Annotated in this window: 16 protein-coding genes and 3 pseudogenes; 11 read left to right on the forward strand and 8 right to left on the reverse strand. The window is 58.1% G+C overall.

Annotated elements, in window-relative coordinates; genetic code table 11:
• Position 1: 1 nt before the first annotated feature.
• On the reverse strand, positions 2 to 1,012 hold the full coding sequence (locus NDI89_RS19870) for an alcohol dehydrogenase catalytic domain-containing protein (RefSeq protein WP_277524187.1): 1,011 nt from the start codon (positions 1,010 to 1,012) through the stop codon (positions 2 to 4).
• Positions 1,013 to 1,187: 175 nt separating this feature from the next.
• Between NDI89_RS19870 and NDI89_RS19875 the strand changes: the two genes are divergently transcribed.
• Positions 1,188 to 2,027 (forward strand): enoyl-CoA hydratase/isomerase family protein, encoded by an 840-nt coding sequence (locus NDI89_RS19875; protein WP_277524189.1) that lies wholly within the window; start codon positions 1,188 to 1,190, stop codon positions 2,025 to 2,027.
• A gap of 64 nt (positions 2,028 to 2,091) precedes the next feature.
• Here NDI89_RS19875 and NDI89_RS19880 read toward each other — a convergent pair whose 3' ends face one another.
• Positions 2,092 to 3,666 carry a long-chain-fatty-acid--CoA ligase gene (locus tag NDI89_RS19880; protein ID WP_277524191.1) on the reverse strand — a complete coding sequence of 525 codons (1,575 nt, stop codon included), beginning with the start codon at positions 3,664 to 3,666 and terminating at the stop codon, positions 2,092 to 2,094.
• A 99-nt stretch (positions 3,667 to 3,765) separates the two neighbouring features.
• Here NDI89_RS19880 and NDI89_RS19885 point away from each other — a divergent pair, with 99 nt between their 5' ends.
• From NDI89_RS19885 to NDI89_RS19920, 8 genes are all read left to right on the forward strand, one after another.
• Positions 3,766 to 4,563, forward strand: a complete 798-nt coding sequence (locus NDI89_RS19885) for an enoyl-CoA hydratase/isomerase family protein (RefSeq protein WP_277524193.1) — start codon at positions 3,766 to 3,768, stop codon at positions 4,561 to 4,563.
• A 74-nt stretch (positions 4,564 to 4,637) separates the two neighbouring features.
• Positions 4,638 to 5,777 carry an acyl-CoA dehydrogenase family protein gene (locus NDI89_RS19890; protein WP_277524195.1) on the forward strand — a complete coding sequence of 380 codons (1,140 nt, stop codon included), beginning with the start codon at positions 4,638 to 4,640 and terminating at the stop codon, positions 5,775 to 5,777.
• 326 nt (positions 5,778 to 6,103) lie between these two features.
• The gene (locus NDI89_RS19895) at positions 6,104 to 7,390 is read left to right on the forward strand and encodes an ABC transporter substrate-binding protein (protein WP_277524196.1); all 1,287 of its coding nucleotides are present in this window, start codon (positions 6,104 to 6,106) and stop codon (positions 7,388 to 7,390) included.
• 11 nt (positions 7,391 to 7,401) lie between these two features.
• Positions 7,402 to 8,262 (forward strand): branched-chain amino acid ABC transporter permease, encoded by an 861-nt coding sequence (locus NDI89_RS19900; RefSeq protein WP_277524197.1) that lies wholly within the window; start codon positions 7,402 to 7,404, stop codon positions 8,260 to 8,262.
• Positions 8,255 to 9,265 (forward strand): branched-chain amino acid ABC transporter permease, encoded by a 1,011-nt coding sequence (locus NDI89_RS19905; RefSeq protein ID WP_277524200.1) that lies wholly within the window; start codon positions 8,255 to 8,257, stop codon positions 9,263 to 9,265. The genes NDI89_RS19900 and NDI89_RS19905 overlap by 8 nt, the downstream gene beginning before the upstream one ends.
• The gene (locus NDI89_RS19910; RefSeq protein ID WP_277524202.1) at positions 9,258 to 10,001 is read left to right on the forward strand and encodes an ABC transporter ATP-binding protein; all 744 of its coding nucleotides are present in this window, start codon (positions 9,258 to 9,260) and stop codon (positions 9,999 to 10,001) included. The genes NDI89_RS19905 and NDI89_RS19910 overlap by 8 nt, the downstream gene beginning before the upstream one ends.
• On the forward strand, positions 10,001 to 10,717 hold the full coding sequence (locus NDI89_RS19915; RefSeq protein WP_277524204.1) for an ABC transporter ATP-binding protein: 717 nt from the start codon (positions 10,001 to 10,003) through the stop codon (positions 10,715 to 10,717). Before NDI89_RS19910 ends, NDI89_RS19915 begins: the two co-directional genes overlap by 1 nt.
• Before the next feature lie 127 nt (positions 10,718 to 10,844).
• Positions 10,845 to 11,921, forward strand: coding sequence for a zinc-binding dehydrogenase (locus NDI89_RS19920; protein WP_277524206.1), 1,077 nt, complete (start codon positions 10,845 to 10,847; stop codon positions 11,919 to 11,921).
• Positions 11,922 to 11,946: 25 nt separating this feature from the next.
• Here the strand turns inward: NDI89_RS19920 and lpdA are convergent, their stop codons facing one another.
• The 4 genes and pseudogenes from lpdA to NDI89_RS19940 form a co-directional block, all read right to left on the reverse strand.
• Positions 11,947 to 13,350: a dihydrolipoyl dehydrogenase gene (gene lpdA / locus NDI89_RS19925; protein WP_277524208.1), complete on the reverse strand. Its 1,404-nt coding sequence runs from the start codon at positions 13,348 to 13,350 to the stop codon at positions 11,947 to 11,949.
• 920 nt (positions 13,351 to 14,270) lie between these two features.
• A complete protein-coding gene (locus tag NDI89_RS19930; RefSeq protein WP_277524210.1) occupies positions 14,271 to 15,233 on the reverse strand; it encodes a transcription initiation factor IIB in 963 nt (320 codons plus the stop codon).
• A gap of 360 nt (positions 15,234 to 15,593) precedes the next feature.
• Positions 15,594 to 16,208: pseudogene (locus NDI89_RS19935) on the reverse strand (transposase domain-containing protein).
• A gap of 38 nt (positions 16,209 to 16,246) precedes the next feature.
• Complete coding sequence (locus NDI89_RS19940) at positions 16,247 to 16,501, reverse strand: acetone carboxylase subunit gamma (protein ID WP_277524212.1); 255 nt, start codon at positions 16,499 to 16,501, stop codon at positions 16,247 to 16,249.
• On the opposite strand from NDI89_RS19940, the gene NDI89_RS19945 reads away from it, so the two are divergent.
• Complete coding sequence (locus tag NDI89_RS19945; RefSeq protein WP_277524214.1) at positions 16,495 to 17,130, forward strand: IS6 family transposase; 636 nt, start codon at positions 16,495 to 16,497, stop codon at positions 17,128 to 17,130. The two genes, NDI89_RS19940 and NDI89_RS19945, sit on opposite strands and share 7 nt — an antisense overlap.
• Positions 17,131 to 17,154: 24 nt before the next feature.
• Here the strand turns inward: NDI89_RS19945 and NDI89_RS19950 are convergent.
• Positions 17,155 to 17,781 (reverse strand): annotated as a pseudogene (locus NDI89_RS19950) (IS6 family transposase).
• Positions 17,782 to 17,898: 117 nt separating this feature from the next.
• Between NDI89_RS19950 and NDI89_RS19955 the strand changes: the two are divergent.
• Positions 17,899 to 18,505, forward strand: a pseudogene (locus NDI89_RS19955) (IS6 family transposase).
• 26 nt (positions 18,506 to 18,531) lie between these two features.
• Here NDI89_RS19955 and NDI89_RS19960 read toward each other — a convergent pair.
• Positions 18,532 to 19,755, reverse strand: a complete 1,224-nt coding sequence (locus NDI89_RS19960) for a mandelate racemase/muconate lactonizing enzyme family protein (protein ID WP_277524216.1) — start codon at positions 19,753 to 19,755, stop codon at positions 18,532 to 18,534.
• Between the last annotated feature and the right edge of the window lie 382 nt (positions 19,756 to 20,137).

Raw genomic sequence — 20,137 nt, forward strand, 5'->3', positions numbered from 1 at the left:
ATCAGGGTTCCACGACGAGCTTTCCGACGGCGCTGCGATCAGCCATGTCGGCGAACGCTCGATCGGTCTCCGCGAGCGGATAGCGCTCGTGGACGACCGGATCGAGTCGACCGCCTTCGACGAGGTCGAGGAGCCGCTCGAGGTCGCCCTGCGTTCCCATCGTGCTCCCGATGACCCGCTTCTGATTCAGGAAGAGGTCGTCGAGCGTGAGCGTCGAGGTCGGGCCGGCGGTCTGTCCGCAGATCACCATCCGCCCGCCGCGTCGCAGGACGTTCAGCCCCACTTCCGAGAACGGGCCGCCGAGGTGGTTGATCGTCGCGTCGACGCGACCGATCTCGAGGACCGATTCGCGGATCTCGTCGGGGTCTCCGGACTCGATGGTATGATCAGCACCGAGCGCCTCGAGCCGGCCGAGTTTCGCCCGAGACGTCGACGTCCCGATCGTTCGCGCGCCGAGAACGGATGCCAGCTGGACGGTCGCCACGCCGACGCCGCCCGTCGCTCCCGGGACGAAGACGAGGTCGCCCGGACCGACCTCGGCCGCCTCGAGCATTCGAAACGCAGTCATGTACGAGACGGGAAGCGCCGCCGCTTCTACGGGATCGACGGCGTCGGAGAGCGGGACGAGACGATCGGCACGAACGGTCGCGTACTCCGCCAGTCCGCCGTGGTAGAGGCTGAACCGTTCACAGTGACTCTCCGGCCCCTCCCGACAGAACCGACAGGAACCACACGTCTGATTCGGACACAGGAGGACCCGCTCCCCCGTTTCGAGGTGTTCGACGTCGTTGCCGATCGCCGAGACGGTCCCCGCAACGTCCATTCCGGCTACGTACGGGAGCTGGTCTTCGCCGACCCAGAAATCGCCGTTGAGAATCCACAGATCGTGGTGATTGATCGAACAGGCCTCGACCTGGAGGACTGCTTCCTCGGGTCCGGGCTCGGGATCGTCGAACGATTCGATCGTCACGTGCTCCGGCCCGCCGAATCCAGTGAATGCTGCAGCGCGCATGTCTCCTCGCTCGAAGGCCATCGGTATATAATTCCCGTTCAGCGAGGGCAGAACGGATTCGGTCGGTCAGTGACGAGCCGACAAACGCCGTGTTTGGACCATCTCGCTGCACTGAAAGGAGCCGCTCCCTCGGATCCGCGGAAGCGTTTTGTCCCCGGGTGCGGTTCAGTGATACATGGCGTCGACCGTCGACTACACCGTCGATTCGGATCGAGCGACCGCGCTCGTCACTCTCGATCGTCCCGACTCGTTGAACACGCTGAACGATCGCTTGATCGAAGAACTGTGCGACGCGATCGCTCGAGCCGAGGCTGACGATGAGGTGAGAGCGATCGTCCTCCACGGCGCGGGTGACGAGGCGTTTTCGGCGGGCTACGATATCACCCCCGCGGGGGAGGACGGTGAGGAGGAAGACCCCGTTCCGTCGGTCGATGACCTCCTCGACGAGTTCGACGCTGCGACCGATCACGTCCACGCCGTCTGGGAGTGCGACACGCCGGTAATCGCCGCCGTCGACGGCTACTGTCTCGCCGGCGGGAGCGATCTGTCGATGGCGTGTGACCTCGTGATCGCGAGCGAGGAATCGGAGTTCGGTTACCCGGGATTGCGGATGGCCGGCGTCCCGCCGACACTCATCTATCCGTTCGTGATGAACCTTCACGAGGCGAAGGAACTGCTCCTCACGGGCAAGGTCGTCGATGCGCAACGAGCGGCGGAGTTGGGGATGGTCAACCGCGTTGTTCCGCGGGACCGACTCATGGAGACGGTCTTCGCGGAGGTCGAAGAGATCCGGAAGATGCCGGGCAATAACGTTCGTATCCTCAAACAGGTACTCAACGGTACCGCGGAGATGCAAGGCGCGAAGCCGATGTTCAAATTCAGCGAACTGTTCGACGCGCTCGGCCACCACACGGAGTACGGCAAAGAGTACTACCGCATCGCGGCGACCGAGGGGTTCGACGCGGCGCTCGAGTACATGAACGAGCGGAACAAGGGAACGAGGCCGCCCGAGTAACCGGAACGAAGGGACGATATCGATCGACCGACCGGCCACATCCCGATCGCATCTCCAACCGCACTCAGTCCTCGTCTCGGAGCTTGTACTTCTGGATCTTGCCGCTGGGATTCTTGGGGAGACCGTCGCGGAATTCGTACCGTCGCGGTCGCTTGAATTCGGCGAGATCGTCGCTCTCTCGGCAGAAATCGTCGAGTTCGTCCGCGGTCAGGTCGCCGTCCGGAACGACGTGTGCGATAATACGTTCTCCCCACTCCTGGTCTTCCTCGCCGATCACTGCGACTTCGGCGACGCCGTCGTGCTGGTAGAGGACGTTTTCGACTTCGGTCGGATAGACGTTCTCGCCGCCGCTGATGATCATATCGTCGATCCGATCGACGAGGAAGAGGTAGCCGTCTTCGTTGAGATAGCCCGCGTCTCCCGTAAAGAACCAGCCGTCGCGGATCGCGTCCGCTGTTTTCTCCGGCAGGTTCCAGTACTCCTCCATCATCGGGGGCCCCTGCAGGATGATCTCACCGGTTTGCCCTGTTTCGACGGTATCAGCTGGCGTGACGGGATCAGTCGGGTTCTCGTTCTCGGTCGGTTCGACGATCCGAACTTCGTGGTTCGGAGCGGCCCGCCCAACGCTCTCCAGATGTTCCCGAACCTCGAAGGGAAGTATGAACGTCGCGCAGGGCCCCATTTCCGTCATCCCGTAGGCCGTGGCGTAGTCCTCGGTGAACGTCTCGATACACTCCTCGAGCAGCGATGGCGGCATCGGGGCGGCACCGTAGACGCCGAGTTCGAGCGACGACCCGTCGAACGACTCCATCTCGTTCGATTCCTCGAGCAGTTTCCCCCAGATACGCGAGGCCACGAAGAGGTGTGTCGCCCGTTCCGCGTCGACGATTTCGAGGGCACGTCGTGGGTCGAAATCGTGGAGGATCACCGACTTCGCGCCGAGGTTGATCCGCGTGAGGAGTCCGCAGTTGAGTTCGGCGTTGTGGTACAGTGGCATCGCCGATATCCCGATATCCGTGAAATCGAGTCCCATCTGGCCGGCGTATAGCATGTTGTGGTACGTCGCGTCTCTGTGGGAGTGGACGACCCCTTTCGGTCGGCCGGTGGTTCCGCTCGTGTACATGATCGCGTACTGGTCCGTCGGATCGACCGTGACGGACGGCGTTGCAGCGTCGGTACGTTCGAGCAGTTCGTGGAACCCAGCGGCGTATTCGGGCGTCCGTTCAACGTCGTCGTCGACGTACACGTACTCCTCGATCGTCTCGAACTCGTCGCGGCCGCTTTCGACCGTGTCTCGCGTCGCCTCTTCGAAGACGAGGACCGTCGATTCGGAATCATCGAGTATGTAGCCGACCTCGCTGGGTGCGAGGCGGTAGTTGACGGGGTTAAAGACGGCGCCGGCCCGCAGGAGGCCAAACAGTGCGATAGCGAACTCCGACGAGTTGTGGAGCAACAGTGAAACGCGATCGCCGTGTTCGACACCGCGCTCTCGGAGCGCGTTCGCGAACCGATTCACTCGGTCGTCGAATTCGGCGTAGGTCAGCCGGACGTCCTTTCGGGGGTAGACGATCGCTTCCCGGTCAGGATACTTCCGCGTCGTCCGCGACAGCGTCTCCGGTAGCGTGGGAAGATAACCCATACCTGTCTGTTTCCGAGATCAGCGTGTTAGTTTTTTCGTCCGCAACCCGCCGACCGTCACAGGGATTTATTAGACGAACCGATCTCTATCCGAGCGGACATGCAGGACTACGAAAACCTAGCGGTGACGCTCGACGACGACGTCCTCCGGATCGCAATCGATCGCCCGGACGCGCTCAACGCAGTAAACGCCCCACTACACGCCGAACTCGCCGAGGTGTTTGACGACGCCTACGACGCCGACGCGCGGGTGGTCGTCCTCACCGGGAACGGCGACGCGTTCTCCGCCGGCGGCGACGTAAACTGGATGAAAGAGAGCGTCGAGGAGCCCGGGAAATTCCTCGAGACGGCCCGCGAGGGGGAGGAGATCATCGAGAGCATCGTCAACCTCGAGAAACCAGTGATCGCGAAAGTAAACGGTGATGCGACGGGACTGGGGGCAACGATCGCGCTCTTCTGTGATATCGTCATGATGAGCGAGGACGCACGGATCGGGGATCCCCACGTGAGCGTCGCTCTCGTCGCCGGGGACGGTGGCGCGGTCATCTGGCCGCTACTGACGAGTCTAAACAAGGCAAAGGAGCTGCTGATGACTGGTGACTTGCTCTCCGCCGAGGCAGCCGAAGACCTCGGACTCGTCAATCACGTGGTCCCCGCCACCGAACTGGACGACGCCACCGACGAGATGGTTACCAAGCTAGCGACGGGACCCCAAACGGCGATCAGGTACACGAAGAAGACCCTGAACAGCTGGCTCGAACTCGGGAACGATCTCGCGCTGACGAAAGGCATCGCGCTCGAGGCGGCAGCCCAACAGCATCCGGACCACGAGGAGGCCGTCGAGGCGTTTCTCGATAAGCGACAGCCCGACTTCCCGAGCGGTCGCGATCATGAGTAGAGCCGCTTCGCGGACCGAGAGACTGGAATGATACCGATCACCGACAGACGATACCAACACGGAACAATCACCCAATGACAACAGCACTGACGGCGGAACACGAGGCGATTCGCGATGCGGTTCGCGAGTTCGCAGAAACGGAGATCGAACCGGTCGCCAGAGACTACGACGAACCCGGTGTAGTACAGTTCCCGCGGGAGATCTTTCAGGATGCTGCCGATCTGGACTTCCTGGCGCCGCACTACCCCGAGGAGTACGGCGGTGCGGGGATGGATTTCCTCGCGTCGGTCATCGTCCACGAGGAGTTCAACCGCGCGGATCCCGGAATCGGTACCGCCGTTCTGACCGGCAAGTTCGGTACCGAACTGCTTCTCGAGTACGGTGAGGACTGGCAGAAAGACGAGTTCCTCCGACCGGTCCTCGAAGGCGAGGCCGTGTGTGGCACGTCCATCAGCGAACCGGACGCGGGAAGCGACGTCGCCGGGATGCGAACCACCGCCGAGAAGGACGGCGACGAGTGGGTCCTCAACGGGAGCAAGACGTGGGCGAGTAACAGTCCCGTCGCGGAGTTCATGATCGTCATGGCGAAGACGACACCCGATGCGGGCCACGACGGAATTAGTGCCTTTATCGTCCCGACCGAGACGGACGGGTTTGAGGTCGGACGCGATATCGAAAAAATGGGGCTTCGGGCGAGTCCGACCGCCGAAATCAATATCTCGGACGCGAGGGTTCCCGATGACTATCTCGTCGGGGAGGAGGACCGCGGCTTCATACAACTGATGAAGTTTTTCAACGAGAACCGGATCCTCGTGGCAGCGAACGCGCTCGGTGCGGCCGCTGGCGCGTTCCGGCACGCGTTCGAATATGCACACGAACGCGAAGCGTTCGACCAGAAGATCGGGGAGTTCCAGGGCCTCCAGTGGAAACTCGCGGATATGATGACCGGGATCGAAACCGCCCGCTCGACCACGTATCGAGCGGCCGGCGAGTTGATGGCCGGCAACGATCCGCGACGCCTCGCTTCCATCGCCAAGTATTACACGAGCGAAGTCTGCGAAGACGTTTGTTCCGAAGCCGTGCAGATCCACGGCGGCTACGGCTACACGCGGGAGTTCCCGGTGGAAAAGTTCTATCGAGATTCCCGAGTCCAGAAGATCGTCGAGGGAACGAGCGAGATTCAAAAGAATATAATCTACGATAGCCTCGAGTAGCAGCCTCAGTGCGGCTCCGAAACGAGCTGCTATCGTTCCAGTGAAAGTGGCCTCGACTGCGAACGCGTATTCGGTGTGAACCATCTTCACTGGCAACGATCCGTCTCACCATCGGTCGCTCGAGAATAGTAGTCGCTACAAGGTATCGAAATCGGCGTTATGGAGGAGACCACGCCGAGCCTCCGCAATAATGTAGTTCGTATTATGGAAAAGAATATAAGGTAACCTCAGGGACTTATTGGTGGTCGATACCAATGAGCAGAGAGCCTAGTCAGCAGAATCGCGATAGTAGTAGCAACTCCGATAGAACGAATCGACGAACTGTTTTGAAGACGGTAGGGGCGGGTGCAGCAGTCACGTCGATTGCTGGCTGTCTGGGCGGTAGTGGTGGTACGGGCGGCACGATAAAAATCGGGCACATCATGCCCGTCGAGACCGACAACGGGCTCGGCTCGGAGCGGTCGGCACAGTTAGCGGTCGACCAATTAAATGAGAACGGGGGTATCCTCGACAACGATGTCGAGCTCGTTACGGCCGACTCCGCTGCTCAACCGTCCGAAGCACACTCTGCGGTCACGGAAATGATCAACCGTGAGAACATCCAGATGCTGGTCGGAACGGTCGTGAGCGAGGTGGCGCTCTCGCTGGCTGACTTGGTGGCCGAAAACGACCTCCCGTTCCTGATCACCGGCGCGGCGTCACCGCGTATTTTCGCCGAAAACCACGCACAGAACTACGACCAGTTCAAGAGCATCTTCCGTCCGGGGCCGGTCAACTCGATCAAACAGGCCGAATACCTCGCACAGTACGGCCAATTTCTCAGCGAGGAACACGGGTGGGACACGATGGCCGTCGTCTCCGAAGACGCCGCGTGGACGCAAGATATCACCGACATGACCGCGAGTCTGCTCGAAGAAAGCGGGATAGACGTCGCAGTCAACGAGCGGGTCGCGCTGGACACGAACGACTGGACGCCGATCCTCGACCAGGTCGAAAGCTCCGGTGCGCAGACGATGATCGGAGCGCTTTCGCACATTCCGATCACCGGCATGACGTCGTCTTGGTCGCGAAACGAGTACCCGTTCTCGCTCGACGGCGTCATGATCGCAGCGCAGTCGCCGCAGTTCTGGTCCGACACACAGGGGACGGCCGAATACCTGTCCACCGCGACCTCCGCTGCGGACGGGTTCGCGGACATCACACCGAAAACGAGCGAAGTCATGGACGCCTACCAGTCCGAGTACGATTCACGGCCGACGACGCCCACGTTCGTCGGTTTCATTACCCACGACGCGATCAACCTCTACGCAGAGGCCGTCGAGCGCGCTGGGACCGCGAACCATCGGGAAGACATCGATTCGATCGTCGAAGAACTCCAAGCGACCGACTTCGAAGGGTCGTACGGACAGATTCAGTTCCAAGGGCCCGACGACGAGTACCCCAACGACGTGTACCCGGGTGAAGGGCCGGGCGACGAATTCGCGCCGTTCACTATCACTCAATGGCAGGCGGCGGAAGATGGCAACGGTATCGGTGATACGGACGGAACGAAACGCTGTGTCTGGCCCGAGACGTACCAGAACGGCGATCACCAGACGCCGTCTTGGATGTAACGTGAAACAGTATGATATCAGATATAATCACGATACTCATCGTCGGGGCGATGATCAGTGCGATCTACGCGCTGATCGCGATCGGATTCACGATGATCTTCGGCGTCGGAGGGATACTCAATCTGACCCACGGTGCGTTACTCATGATCGCCGCCTACGCGTACTTCGTCACCCAGCCGTATATCGGCCGAGCTGGGGGTGTAATCGTCGGGATCGTCCTCGCTGCGGTCGCGTCGTATGGCGTCTACATGGGTCTCGTCAGATACATCGAAGAGAACGTGGTAATCACGTTTATGGCGACGATTATGGCCGCGCTCGCCTTGCAGGAAGCGATGACGATGGCGTTCTCCCAGCAGGCACAGGTTCTCACACCGATAATGCCGGGCTCTGTCGCTATCGCGGGAACCCGCATGCAGTACGATCAGCTGCTAGCGTTCGTCTTTTCGTGGGTAATGATCGGGATGTTGTGGTATTATGTCACGAACACGAAGGACGGGCGAGCGATCCTCGCGACGTCGATGAGCGAGCGGGGTGCGATTTTCACCGGCGTCGACTTGCCTCGTGTTCGGCGGCAGACGTGGCTCATCGCGGGCGCGTTCGCCGGTGTCGGCGGTATCTTCATCGGTCGGCTCCAGCAGACCAGTCCCGAGATGTGGCTCGAGCCGTTGACGCTCGCCTTTATGATCGTGATCATCGGAGGCGTCGGATCGATCAAGGGGTCGATCATCGCGGCGTACCTGATCGGCTACATCGAAACGCTCACCGTTGCACTCCTCGGCGCTCCGTATCGTGTTGTGGTAGCGTTACTGATCATCATCGCGGTGATCATGTACCGGCCAGAAGGCCTCTACGGGAGGGAGTACCTTGAGTAACGAATACGACCGTTCCGGCGAACCGGTAGTACAGCGATTCACGAGAGAATTCCTCGGCGAACCGAACAGATACCAGATCGCATCGGCCGGGGTCGCGCTCCTCGCGCTCCTCACCGTGCCGTTCTGGGCCGGTCAGTATCTGTACGTATTCGCGCTAGCGAGCATTTGGGCCATCTTCGCAATGGGATGGGACATCATTAGCGGTCACACCAATTACATCAGCTTCGGGCACTCGGCATTATCCGGCGGGGCAGCGTACACGACCGGCGTTCTCGTTCACAACGTTAACCCGGATATGGCGATGTACATTACGTTCCCGCTGTCGATCCTGGCAGCGATCGTCATCGGTCTCCTGTTCGCTGTGCCGACGCTGCGACTCGAGGGTCCGTACTTCTCGTTGATCACCCTCTTGGGCGTGTTGGTGCTGACCCAGTTGGTCTACATCTACGGGGAGTACACCGGCGGCGAGCTGGGGATCACTGCCGTGTCGACGCTCACGTACAATCTCACGAACCTGTACTATTACACGTTGATTCCGATGCTGCTCATCGGTGCCGTACTGGTCGTGGTGAGCCAGTCGAACATCGGACGGATCCTGCGCGCGATCGGAGAAAACGAGGCCGCAATCGAGTCCTCAGGAATCGATACGACGAGATTCAAACTCTGGGCGTTCCTGATGAGCGCTATCACGATGGGAATCGGCGGTGCTATGCTCGCCCACTTCTACGGGAACATCACTCCGTCGACGGTGCTCGTGGTCGATCGGAGCCTCGAAATGGTCGCCATCGCAGTGATCGGCGGCATGGGAACGATCGCTGGACCGATCGGCGGTGCGTTCGTCTTCATCATCCTCCGCGACGAGGTGCTGACGGTCTTCGGATCGACCGGCCGCTGGCTCGCACTGTGGCTCATCGTGTTGTTCTTCCTCGTGTTCCTCCGGGACGGGATCTTCCCGTTTATCTGGTCTCGAATCGGCTCCATCGGCGGTGGTCGCGATGAGTAGTGACACCGTCTTCCGGATCGACGAGTTACGAAAGGAGTTCGGCGGCCTCGTCGCCGTCGACGATCTGTCGTTCGACCTTCAGGACGACGAAATTCTGGGTCTGATCGGTCCGAACGGATCCGGGAAAAGTACCGTCTTCAACTGCATCATGGGGATCTACGACGTGACGGGTGGCTCCGTCCAGTTCAGGGACACCGACATCACGAAGCTGGATACCCACGATATCGTTAACCGCGGTATCGCACGGGTTTCTCAGGAATCGAATCCGATTCCGTCCTCGACGGTCGGCGAAAACATAGACCTGTTCACGTATCCGAACGACATCTTCTCGCTCACCGGCGGTGCGAGTCAAGCGGAAATTCTCGACATCGCCAGACGATTCGATCTCGACGAGAAGTTGGATACGCTCCCCGGCTCCCTCCCTCACGCCGACGTCAGGCGGCTAGAAATCGCCAAAGCGCTGGCAACGGAGCCCGAAATGCTTCTCCTCGACGAACCGTTCGCGGGGATGAATCAGGCGGAAATTCGCGAGCTGTCCGATCAGATTCGCGACATCCACGCCGAGGGACGGCCGATCATCATCGTCGACCACAATATGAAAGGACTCATGTCGATCGTCGACCGCGTCGTCGTCATCAACAGCGGGCAGAAAATCGCCGAAGGATCACCCGAGGAGATCGCGAACGACGAGACGGTCCAGAAAGCGTACCTCGCTGGTGCGGAGGTGACCAACTGATGGCCGATCCCGTTCTCGAAATCGACGGATTGGACGTGACCTACGGCAAGACGCAAGCGCTCGACGACGTCTCATTACGCGTCGAGGAAGGCGAGACAGTTGGTGTCATCGGCCCGAACGGCGCCGGGAAGACGACGCTGTTCGACACCCTCTCCGGGATCAAAGAGTACGAGGGCAGCATCAAACTGTTCGGCGAGGAACTGTCCGAGCTATCCAAGCGCGACATCGTCGACCGGGGGCTCGTCCACTGTAGCGAAGAGCACGACCTCTTCCCGTTTTTCTCCGTCCACGAGAACCTCCTGATGGGGGCCTATCCTCGAGACGATCAGGAAGCTGCCAGGGAGACAATCGATTGGGTCTACGAGCTGTTCCCGCGGCTGGACGAACGCCGCGAGCAGGACGCGGAGACCCTGAGTGGCGGCGAACAACAGATGCTTGCCATCGGCCGTGCGCTGGTCAGCGACCCGAAACTGCTGATCCTCGACGAGCCGACGCTCGGACTCGCTCCCGTCATCATCGACGATCTCGACGACACCTTCGAGCAACTCAAACGGGAGGGAATCACCATCCTGATCGCCGAACAGAACACCACGTTCGCGATGCGCCACGCGGAACGACTCTATCTGCTCGAGACCGGAGAGATCACGCTCGAGGGGCCCGCTGCGGAACTCCGAGAGGACGACTACGTCCGTGACGCGTATATCGGCGTCACATAGCGTCGCCGCGCCTTTTCCATGGGACTGCGACAGGTCGGCGCGCAGTCACAGCCGCGATCGCTACTGACCCCAGTGTACGCACGGACATAGATTTACCTTGGGAGGGATCGTACGCGATAGCAGGACGATGGATGCTGTATACCTGCACGGGCCTGGAGACCTCCGTGTCGATACTGTCGAACAACACGATGTAGCGACGGGAACGATCGCCGTCGATATCGAATACACCGGGATCTGCGGGTCCGATCTGCACGAGTACGAGGTCGGCCCCGTTCCGATCCGAGCCGAAGCGACCGGTCACTCCATTCCGGAGTCGGAGTGGGACGAGTACTTGCCGAAACCGATGGGACACGAGATCGCTGGTACGGTCTCGGATGTTGGTGAGAACGTTGACGACGTTCAGGTCGGGGATCGCGTCACGTTGAACATGGTCTCGTCGTGTCACAACTGCCGCTACTGTGCGGCCGGCAAGTACCACCTCTGTGAGCGGGGTGACGGCGGGGTCGTCTCGAGTCGCGGATTTGCGGATCGAATCGTCGTCCCATCCTCGATGGCAGTTCACGTCCCAGACGAGGTGTCGCTGCGCCACGCCGCACTCGCCGAACCACTCGGCGTCTCGCTTCGGGGCGTCCGCCGGTCGGGCCTCGATCCGACCGACCGCATCGCGGTATTCGGTGCCGGTCCGATCGGTCTCGGCGTCGTCGCAGGCGCTGCGGCGGCCGGTGCTCGCGAAATCTACGTCAGTGAACCGCGAGCAACTCGTCGAGAGGCCGCGAAGGCGCTCGGCGCCGACGTCGTCATCGATCCGACTGCCGTCGACGCTGTCGAGAAGATTCAGCGGGAAACCGACCGAGTTGATGTCTCGTTCGAGTGCGCCGGAACGGCCACGACGCTGACGGATGCGCTCCGAAGTACCGCGTACGGAGAAACGGTCGTCGTGCTCAGCGTGTTCGAGGAAGAAGTCCCGATACATCCGAACGATATTATGCAGGCTGAACGGGAAATCGTCGGGTCGTTCGGCTTCCAGGGCGGACCGCTCGTCTCCCAGTCGGAATTCGCGACCGCGTTGGATCTGATCGCCGACGGCCGCATCGATCCCGAGCCGATGATCACCGAGACCGTGTCGTTGGACGCCGTTGAATCGGCGTTTGAGAGCCTTCGCGATCCCGAGACCGATCAGATCAAAGTACTCGCCGAGCCCTGATCCGTCGGACGACCCGTCCGGCCGGTCACCGATTCAGCGTGTGGATCGCCTGTCCGAGCGCGTTCTCGCAGGCTTCCATCACCGCCTCCGAGAGCGTCGGGTGCATGTGGATGGTGGCGGCGACGTCCTCGAGTGTCAGCCCTGTCTCGACCGCCAACCCGAGTTCGCCGATTAGTTCGGACGCTTCGGGACCGACGATCTGTGCACCGAGGAGTCGGCCGGTGTCCTCCTCGGCGACGACGCGGACGAATCCCTCCGTCTCCGTGAGCGTAAGCGCTCGACCGCTGGCGTTGAACGGGAATTCTCCGATGATGGGGGAGTGGCCGGCCTCGCGTGCCTCGGATTCCGTTATCCCGACGGTCGCGATTTCGGGATCGACGAATATCGCCGTCGGGATCGCTGCTTGATCGAGTGCAGCGTCACATCCCGATGCGACTTCTGCAGCGACGAGGCCCTCCGCTACTGCTTTGTGCGCGAGCATCGGTTCACCGGCGACGTCACCGACCGCGAAGACGTGATCGCAAGCCGTCCGCATTCGATCGTCAGTCTCGAGAAATCCTCCGTCGGTCGGTTCCACACCGACAGCCTCGAGATCGAGCGTATCGGAAACGGGTTCACGACCGACCGCAACGAGTATCCGTTCCGCGGCCGTCTCGTGATTGTCCCCGTTCGTGTCTTCCGTATGGAGAGTTACGCTCCCGTCGTCTTCTCGAGTCCACTCGACCGCAGCCTGACCGCACTGGAAGTCGACGCCGACGGATTCGGCTCGCTTCTTGACCGGCCGAGTGAGATCCGGTTCGTATCCCGGCAATACGTCGTCTTCCATCTCGACGACCGTCACATCGGTCCCGAGTTTCGCAAACACCGTCGAGAGCTCCATGCCGATGTATCCTCCCCCGACGACGGTAAGCGATCGCGGTGCTGCCTCGAGAGCGAGTGCTTGCCGAGAGTTCAGAATCGGGTCGTCGTCGTAGGAAAACCCCGGTACTGTCATCGGACGGCTACCGGTTGCAATGACCGCATTTTCGAATTCGAGCTCCTCTCTGGCCCCATCTGCTGCAGCGATTTCGACGGTCTGACTCGTTCTGAAGCGCGCAGTACCTTCTCTCATGGTGACGCCGTTTGCCTTGCAGAGTGTTTCGATTCCACCCGTGAGCTGGTCGACGACATCATCCTTCCACCCAACCATTTCTCCGACATCGACGAACGGCTCTGCGTAGATACCCATTTGAGATGCCGAGTCGAGCTTTGTGACGAGATCTGATGCGGTCAACAGCGCCTTTGAGGGGATACAGCCGTGGTTGAGACAGGTCCCGCCGATGCCGTCTCGGTCGATGAGTGTCACGTCACGGTCACGCTGTGCCGCACGAATCGCAGCCGTGTAGCCGCCCGGTCCACCGCCTATTACGAGAATCTCAGTCGCTGCCATACAGAGGAAATCGGTTAGGTCGCTTATAATGGTTTGGTGACCGGTTCCAATTCGGACGGGTCACGACTGCGGGTGATTCGACATCTGCGTTCCGCAGAGCTCTATCTCGATATTGTCGATTCTTGTGGGTATGTCTCGTGACTACTTTTGTCACACTATCATCCATCGATGTATATAACACCCTAAGTCCGTTATTATCTAGTGTCATCCTCGGTGCTACTGCAGAATAAGGCAGTCCCACTGCGGTACCAACGCCTGCGTCTATGAAATGTCGTATCGATTATCGGTCAATAAAGGCACAGCGAGGAACGAAACGCACACTGAGAATCGGTTCAATGGCTAATTGAGTGTCAAAGGCACTAGTGGCATTCCGTCCCTGCTGTGTAAACCCGTATCACACCCTGATATATAAGTATTGTCGTCAGTGGGTTGGAGACGGCAGCCGTCGGACCCGCATCAGGCGTGGTCGAGAGATCCCGTAGCACGACTTGCTTGACGACTGTCCGGACATCATCGCGAGGTGAGTCGAGCGAACACGTTGGCACCCATTCAACCGAGGACGACTGTCGCGGTTGGAATGCTCACCGTGAGAAAGTAATTCAGATCAAAGACGATATATCGACGCTGGTAATTGCGATCTTGGCGAGGTCGACCGCGAGCATAGCACCACCACTGACCGGACTCGCGACCGAATCCTCGAGAACGGGGTCGCCGCAGCTACGTGTGCAACGACGAGGACGGCCAGGCTGTCGAACTCTCCATGGAAAAGGATGCGGCGAGCACGGACTTCGTGCGGCCAACCACATACGTATACACCAGTAAAAGCCAACACACGCGATCATCACGGCGACGACGCGGAAATAAGAGAGGGAGTTGTAGGCGTTGACGATCACCGAGGTCAGTCAGTAAGCCGAAGATCGCTAGTTGAGCCCCATTGCCTCGATCTGTTCTTGATACCGGTTCCGAATGGTAACTTCGGTGACCTGCGCGACGGTTGCAACTTCTTTCTGCGTCCGCTTATCGTTACACAGGAGCGACGCTGCATAGATAGCAGCGGCGGCAAACCCGGTCGGGGATTTCCCTGACAGCATTCCCTGTGCTGCCGTGGTATCGATGATTTCGTTGGCTTTCGCCTGGACCTCCTCGCTCGAATCGAGCTCGGAACAAAACCGCGGGACGAACTCCTTTGGATCGACCGGTTCCATCGCGAGCGACAGTTCCTGAGCGATGTATCGATACGTACGCCCGATTTCTTTTCGTTCGACTCGCGAGACGTCAGCGATTTCCTCCAAGCTGCGTGGGATCCCCTCTCGACGGCACGCCGCGTAGAGACAGCTCGTCGAGACGCCTTCGATCGAGCGCCCGCGGATGAGGTCCTCGTCCAATGCCCGGCGGTAAATAACGCTGGCGACCTCGCGAACCGAGCGTGGAATGCCCATTGCAGAGGCCATCCGATCGATTTCGCTGAGCGCAAACTGCAGGTTACGCTCGCCGGCATCTTTCGCTCGGATGCGTTCTTGCCACTTGCGGAGGCGGTTCATCTGGGTTCGCTTTTCCGAGGACAGCGAGCGGCCGTAGGCGTCTTGGTCTTTCCAGTCGATCTGCGTTGTGAGCCCCTTGTCGTGCATCGTCTGCGTGGTGGGTGCCCCGACACGGGATTTGTTGTTCCGTTCGGAGTGATTGAACGCGCGCCATTCCGGTCCCCGGTCGATGTTCGTCGCATCGATGATCAAGCCACAGTCCTCACAGACGAGTTCTCCCTGATCCTCGCTGGTGACGAGAGCTTCCGAGCCGCACTCGTCGCACGCTTTTTCACTGGTAGTCTCTTCGACTTGTTGACCTGTATCCGGGTCGCGCTGACGCTGGCGAGTCGGGCGCTCCATGCTGTGTAATCAATAGGTAGACTTTCTTAAGGTCTTGCTCCCGAACGAGTCTTTTTAGGTGAATTAAGTTGTAACCTATCATTCTACAACAAGTGAGTGAGGTAGTCTACACCATCGCAACCAAACTCGGGGCGACGGAGGCACATCCTTGGACGTTCGCTTAAACAGCGGCACGTTGAACGCGAACGGTGGCTATTCTTCTGCTCCATCTAAGGTCAGAGCGAGAGTCAACGCCGAATCCAACTGCTTTAGCGGTGAGTATCTCACTGGCAACCGTATCGCGGGTAATCGACGCGATATGAGAGGAGTGAAACTCGGTCTACTCGGTTAAACCAGTCTCGTTTAGTTTGTAGCATTGTGCTAGACGGCGAAGGTCTGGAGCCACGTTTCAGCCGTAACAGTTTTGCGTGATTGAATCCGTTTGATAACGGAAAGGTGCGTAGTTCTATATTATAAAATACATTTTTGGTGGCGTTCCGATTTCTATGTTTATTGTATCGAAATCGGAGCCCGGATCAACAGAGTACAGTCTGGAGATGAGTAGCTCCATCGACGGAAAACACAGCATTCTCGACGGTATATTTCTTGGACAGTACATGTGAAAAGCTCTGCAAGAGCCGTCATAGTTGTTGAAAACAGCCGTCTATGCAGTAATGAATTCGATTTGGGATCGACGTCAGCGTACAGCCAGTACTGTTGATCGTCGATTAAAATCACTGTTCCGTCGAACGCGACGTAATTCGGTGACGCATCAATGGCGGGCTGTAGATCACACTTGTGTATCCAATCGTGAACGGCTTTTCGCAATCGTTGGACGCAAAAACTCTCTAACTCTCGAACTATATTTGAGAGTGATAATTCAGACCGATGGATCCGAATACCTAACTCCATCTGCTGACGCGGTGTCCGCTCACGCTCCACGAAATCCAGATCAATCCAGTCGCTACTATCGTTGAGCCGTTCAATTCCCGAGATGAATAGGATGAAAATTAGCACGCCTCACTGACTGTCCGTTACTTATCAGGAGCTTTCCGGCCGAGCCAGTCCTCGTAGAAGTCGTCGATATAGGGTCTGAAGTCGAAGACAATTGGATAGCCCGGGGGAACTGCTTCGACCTCGAGTTGGGTCTTACAGCCGGGACAGAAGTACTCGCGGAGTACCATCCACTCCGGATCCGAATGCATGGCTTCCGGATAGATCTCCTGGAGAGGCGCTGTTTCGTTAAGCGTGAAAAGTGAGGCGGCACGATTTTGTGGTGTCCATGCCAAAAATCAGCCGCCTCAGCAGGTGTAGCGACTGGATCGATTTGAGTTTTGTGGAGCGAGAGCGGACACCGCGCCAGCTAATGGAGCTCGGTATTCGACTCCATCTTGCTGGTCTCTCGCTTTCGAATACCGTTCGAGAATTGGAGAAGTTCGGTGTCGAACGCAGTCGCAAGGCAGTCCACGATTGGGTCCACAAGTGCAATCTACAGTCAGCAAATGACGAGAAGCCGAATCACGTCGCGCTCGACGAGACAGTGATTCAACTCGACGAACATCGGTATTGGCTGTACACTGATGTCGATCCGGAAACAAATAAGATTCTCCATATGAGGCTGTATTCAACGACTACGACCGCGTTGACAGAACGGTTTCTGCAGGAACTCACTGAGAAAGATGATCTCGACAATGCTGTGTTTCTCGTCGATGGAGCAAAACATCCCCAGACTGCATTCCGTCGATCTGGGCTCCGATTTCGATACGAAAAACATGGCAATCGGAACGCTGCTGAACGTGTCTTCCGTGAGACAAAACGACGTACTTCTTCGTTCTCAAACTGTTTCAGTCACGCACAACCGTCAACAGCTGAATCGTGGCTCCAATCCTTCGCCGTCTGGCACAATGCTACAAACTAAACACGACCCCCGCCGAGGCATTGTTCAGATTAGCTGGTTCCAGCAGTATGCATAGCTCTGCAACCATGTTTCAGCGTTTGCTGGATCGGCGTTTCTGAAACAGTTTCCGAACTGTGAGGTACGACGTTTTATCTCTTGGAAAAGACGTTCGACGGCGTTCCGATTTCCATGTTTTTCGTATCGAAATCGAAACCCGAGATGATGAAGTGCAGCTTTGAGTCACGGTGCCGAATCAACGAGAAACACAGCGTCTTCGACAGTGTGTTTCTCTTTGAGTTCGCGGAGAAACATCTCAGTAAGTGCTGTTGTACGCGCCGGATAGAGATTAACGTGGAGAAATTTGTTCGTTTCAGGATTGACAGCAGCGTACAGCCAGTACCGTTGATCGTCGAGTTGGATCACAGTTTCGTCCAGCGCAACGTGATCCGGCTGACTTCCCGTTGCCGGCTGTAGATCGGCTTTCTGTACCCAATTATGGATCGTCGATCTCGCCCGTTCGACACCGAATCTCTCTAAGACAGAAACAGTATCCGAAAGTGATAATACTGCCAAATGGAGCTGGATACTCAATCGCATCAGCTCGCGCGGTGTCGCCTCTCGCTCCACAAAATCTAATTGAATGCCGCTACTAGAGCCGTTGGGGCGGCGAATTCGGGCATGGTCACCTAGAATTCTGACCGCTTCGCTTTTCAGACCTTATCTAAACAGTGGCCCCCGCCGAGGTGCTAAACTAGACAGTGCCCCGAAAACGCTAGCCTCAGCGGTAGTATCGACCAACTCGACTTTGATTTTGTGGCGAGAGAAGCGACATCGCGACTGCTGATGAAGCTGAGTATTCAGTTACATCTGGCAAGACTATCTCTTTCGAATACTGTTTCTGTTCTTGAGATATTCGGTGTCGAACGGGCTCGATCAACCGTACATAATTTGGGTTCACAAGTCTGATTTACAACCTGAAGCCGGGCGATCGCCGGATCACGTTGCGGTCGATGAGACTGTGATCCAGCTCAATGATGAGCAGTATTGGCTGTACGCCGTTGTCGATTCACAGACCAGAGAACTACTGTATACAAAGCTGAGACCGACTACAACGATGGATCTCGCTCATTCGTTTCTCACCGAACTCACCGAGAAACACGATGTTGACGATCCCGTGTTTTTCGTCGATGGCTCGCATTCATTACAAGATGCGTGTCATCGACATGGCTTCGATTTCAGATACGAAAAACATGGAAATCGGAATGCTGTCGAACGTATCCTCAGAGAAGTAAAACGGAGAACTATCTGTTTCTCAAACTGTTTTACCAACGCCGACGCAGAAACGGGCGACGATTGGCTGAGATCGTTCAGCTTCGCATGGAATCAGCTTATCTGAACACGATGTCGCTCACAGACGGAGTCTCAATCTAATCCACTAGTCCCCGAGAGTTCGTGTTCTCGAACTGTCTCCTCGTTCAGTTCAATACCGAGTCCTGGCTCCGTTGGTACGTCGATGTAGCCGTTCGAGATAATTGGATCCTCACGTTCGAGCAACTCATCCCACCAGTCGACCTCGAGTGCGTGGTATTCGAGGACGTCGGCGTTGGGGATGGCCGCACAGAGGTGGACACAGGCCATCGTCCCGACAGGGCTGCAGACGTTGTGCGGTGAGAAGGGGATATAGCGCTCCTCGGCACGTTCGGCGATGCGTTTGGACTCTGCGAGCCCACCGCAAGTGGTCGGATCTGGCGTAAGTACGTCGACTGCGTACTTGTCGATCAGACCGCTCAGTTCGTGAATGCGAAACCGATTCTCGCCGGTTGCGAGCGGCGTCTCCGTTCGTCGAGCGACTTCGCGCTGGGCATCAGTCTCTTCCGGCGGCACGACATCTTCCAGCCACATGAGGTCGTACGGCTCGAGTTTCCGCGCGAGTCGGGTCGCACTCTCGACCGTATAATCCCAGTGGCAATCGAAGGCGAGATCGATCTCGTCACCAATCGCTTCGCGGACGGCTGCGACTACCTCGACTTTGTGATTCAGCGCGGCGTTGGTCAGTCGACCGTTGTACGGATCCGGTTCGTTATCCTGTTCCATATCGAGGTCGAACTTGATCGCGTCGAACCCCATGTCGACGACGCGCTCGGCTTCTGTGGCGTAGGCCTCTGGCGTGTACGCTTCGGCATCGGCATACTCGGTGAATCCACCTTCGTCTACCGCATATGCCTCACCGGCGTGGCAATCGCAGTAGATTCGGACTCTATCGCGGTAGCGGGATCCGAGAAGCTGGTACACCGGAAGATCCAGGATCTTGCCGGCGGCGTCCCACAACGCGATTTCGATTCCTGAGGCAGCAGTGACGACCTTGCCGGTCGTTCCACCGTGCCCGGACATCTCCTGAACGATATATCGGAATAGCCGTTCGACGTCCAGTGGATTTTCGCCGACGAGAAATCGGTTGGTATACTCGACGAGCTCTGGGACCCCGCCGCCGCGATACGCTTCGCCGATCCCTGTCACGCCCGCGTCGGTGTGGACCTTCACCAAGTTCCACTCGAAGTTCCCCTCGACGACCGTAGCCTCGATTTTGGTAATCTCCACATCGTGACCCTGGGGTCGATCTATGCCACCACTTGAGTAGTCTCTCATCAGCGACCAACTCCGTGTGCTCCGCTGTAGGCTTTGGAGATGAATCGACCGAATTGACTGTCTTCCTGTCGACATCGATTGGAAACGCGTCCGGTCATGAATACCTGTACCGCTGCCGTATGTATAGTGCCATCGGTCAGTCGATTACTCGAACACCCTCACTCGAGGAAGTCAGTCCACCAAAATTCGCAGCACTACGGAATACGGGCTATTTCGACTATCTATCGTCCTCCATTAAAATTCACTCGGGGCATATCATGTCCTGGCTACACGTAACGAATCACCTCTGGCAGAATAAAACGCTCATCAAAACAAAGAAGGAGTGATAATCGTGGCTATCAATTATTGACAGTCTTACAGCCGATAGACACTGTTTTGAATC

Source organism: Natrinema salsiterrestre (assembly GCF_029502005.1).
In the GTDB taxonomy this organism is placed as follows: domain Archaea; phylum Halobacteriota; class Halobacteria; order Halobacteriales; family Natrialbaceae; genus Natrinema; species Natrinema salsiterrestre.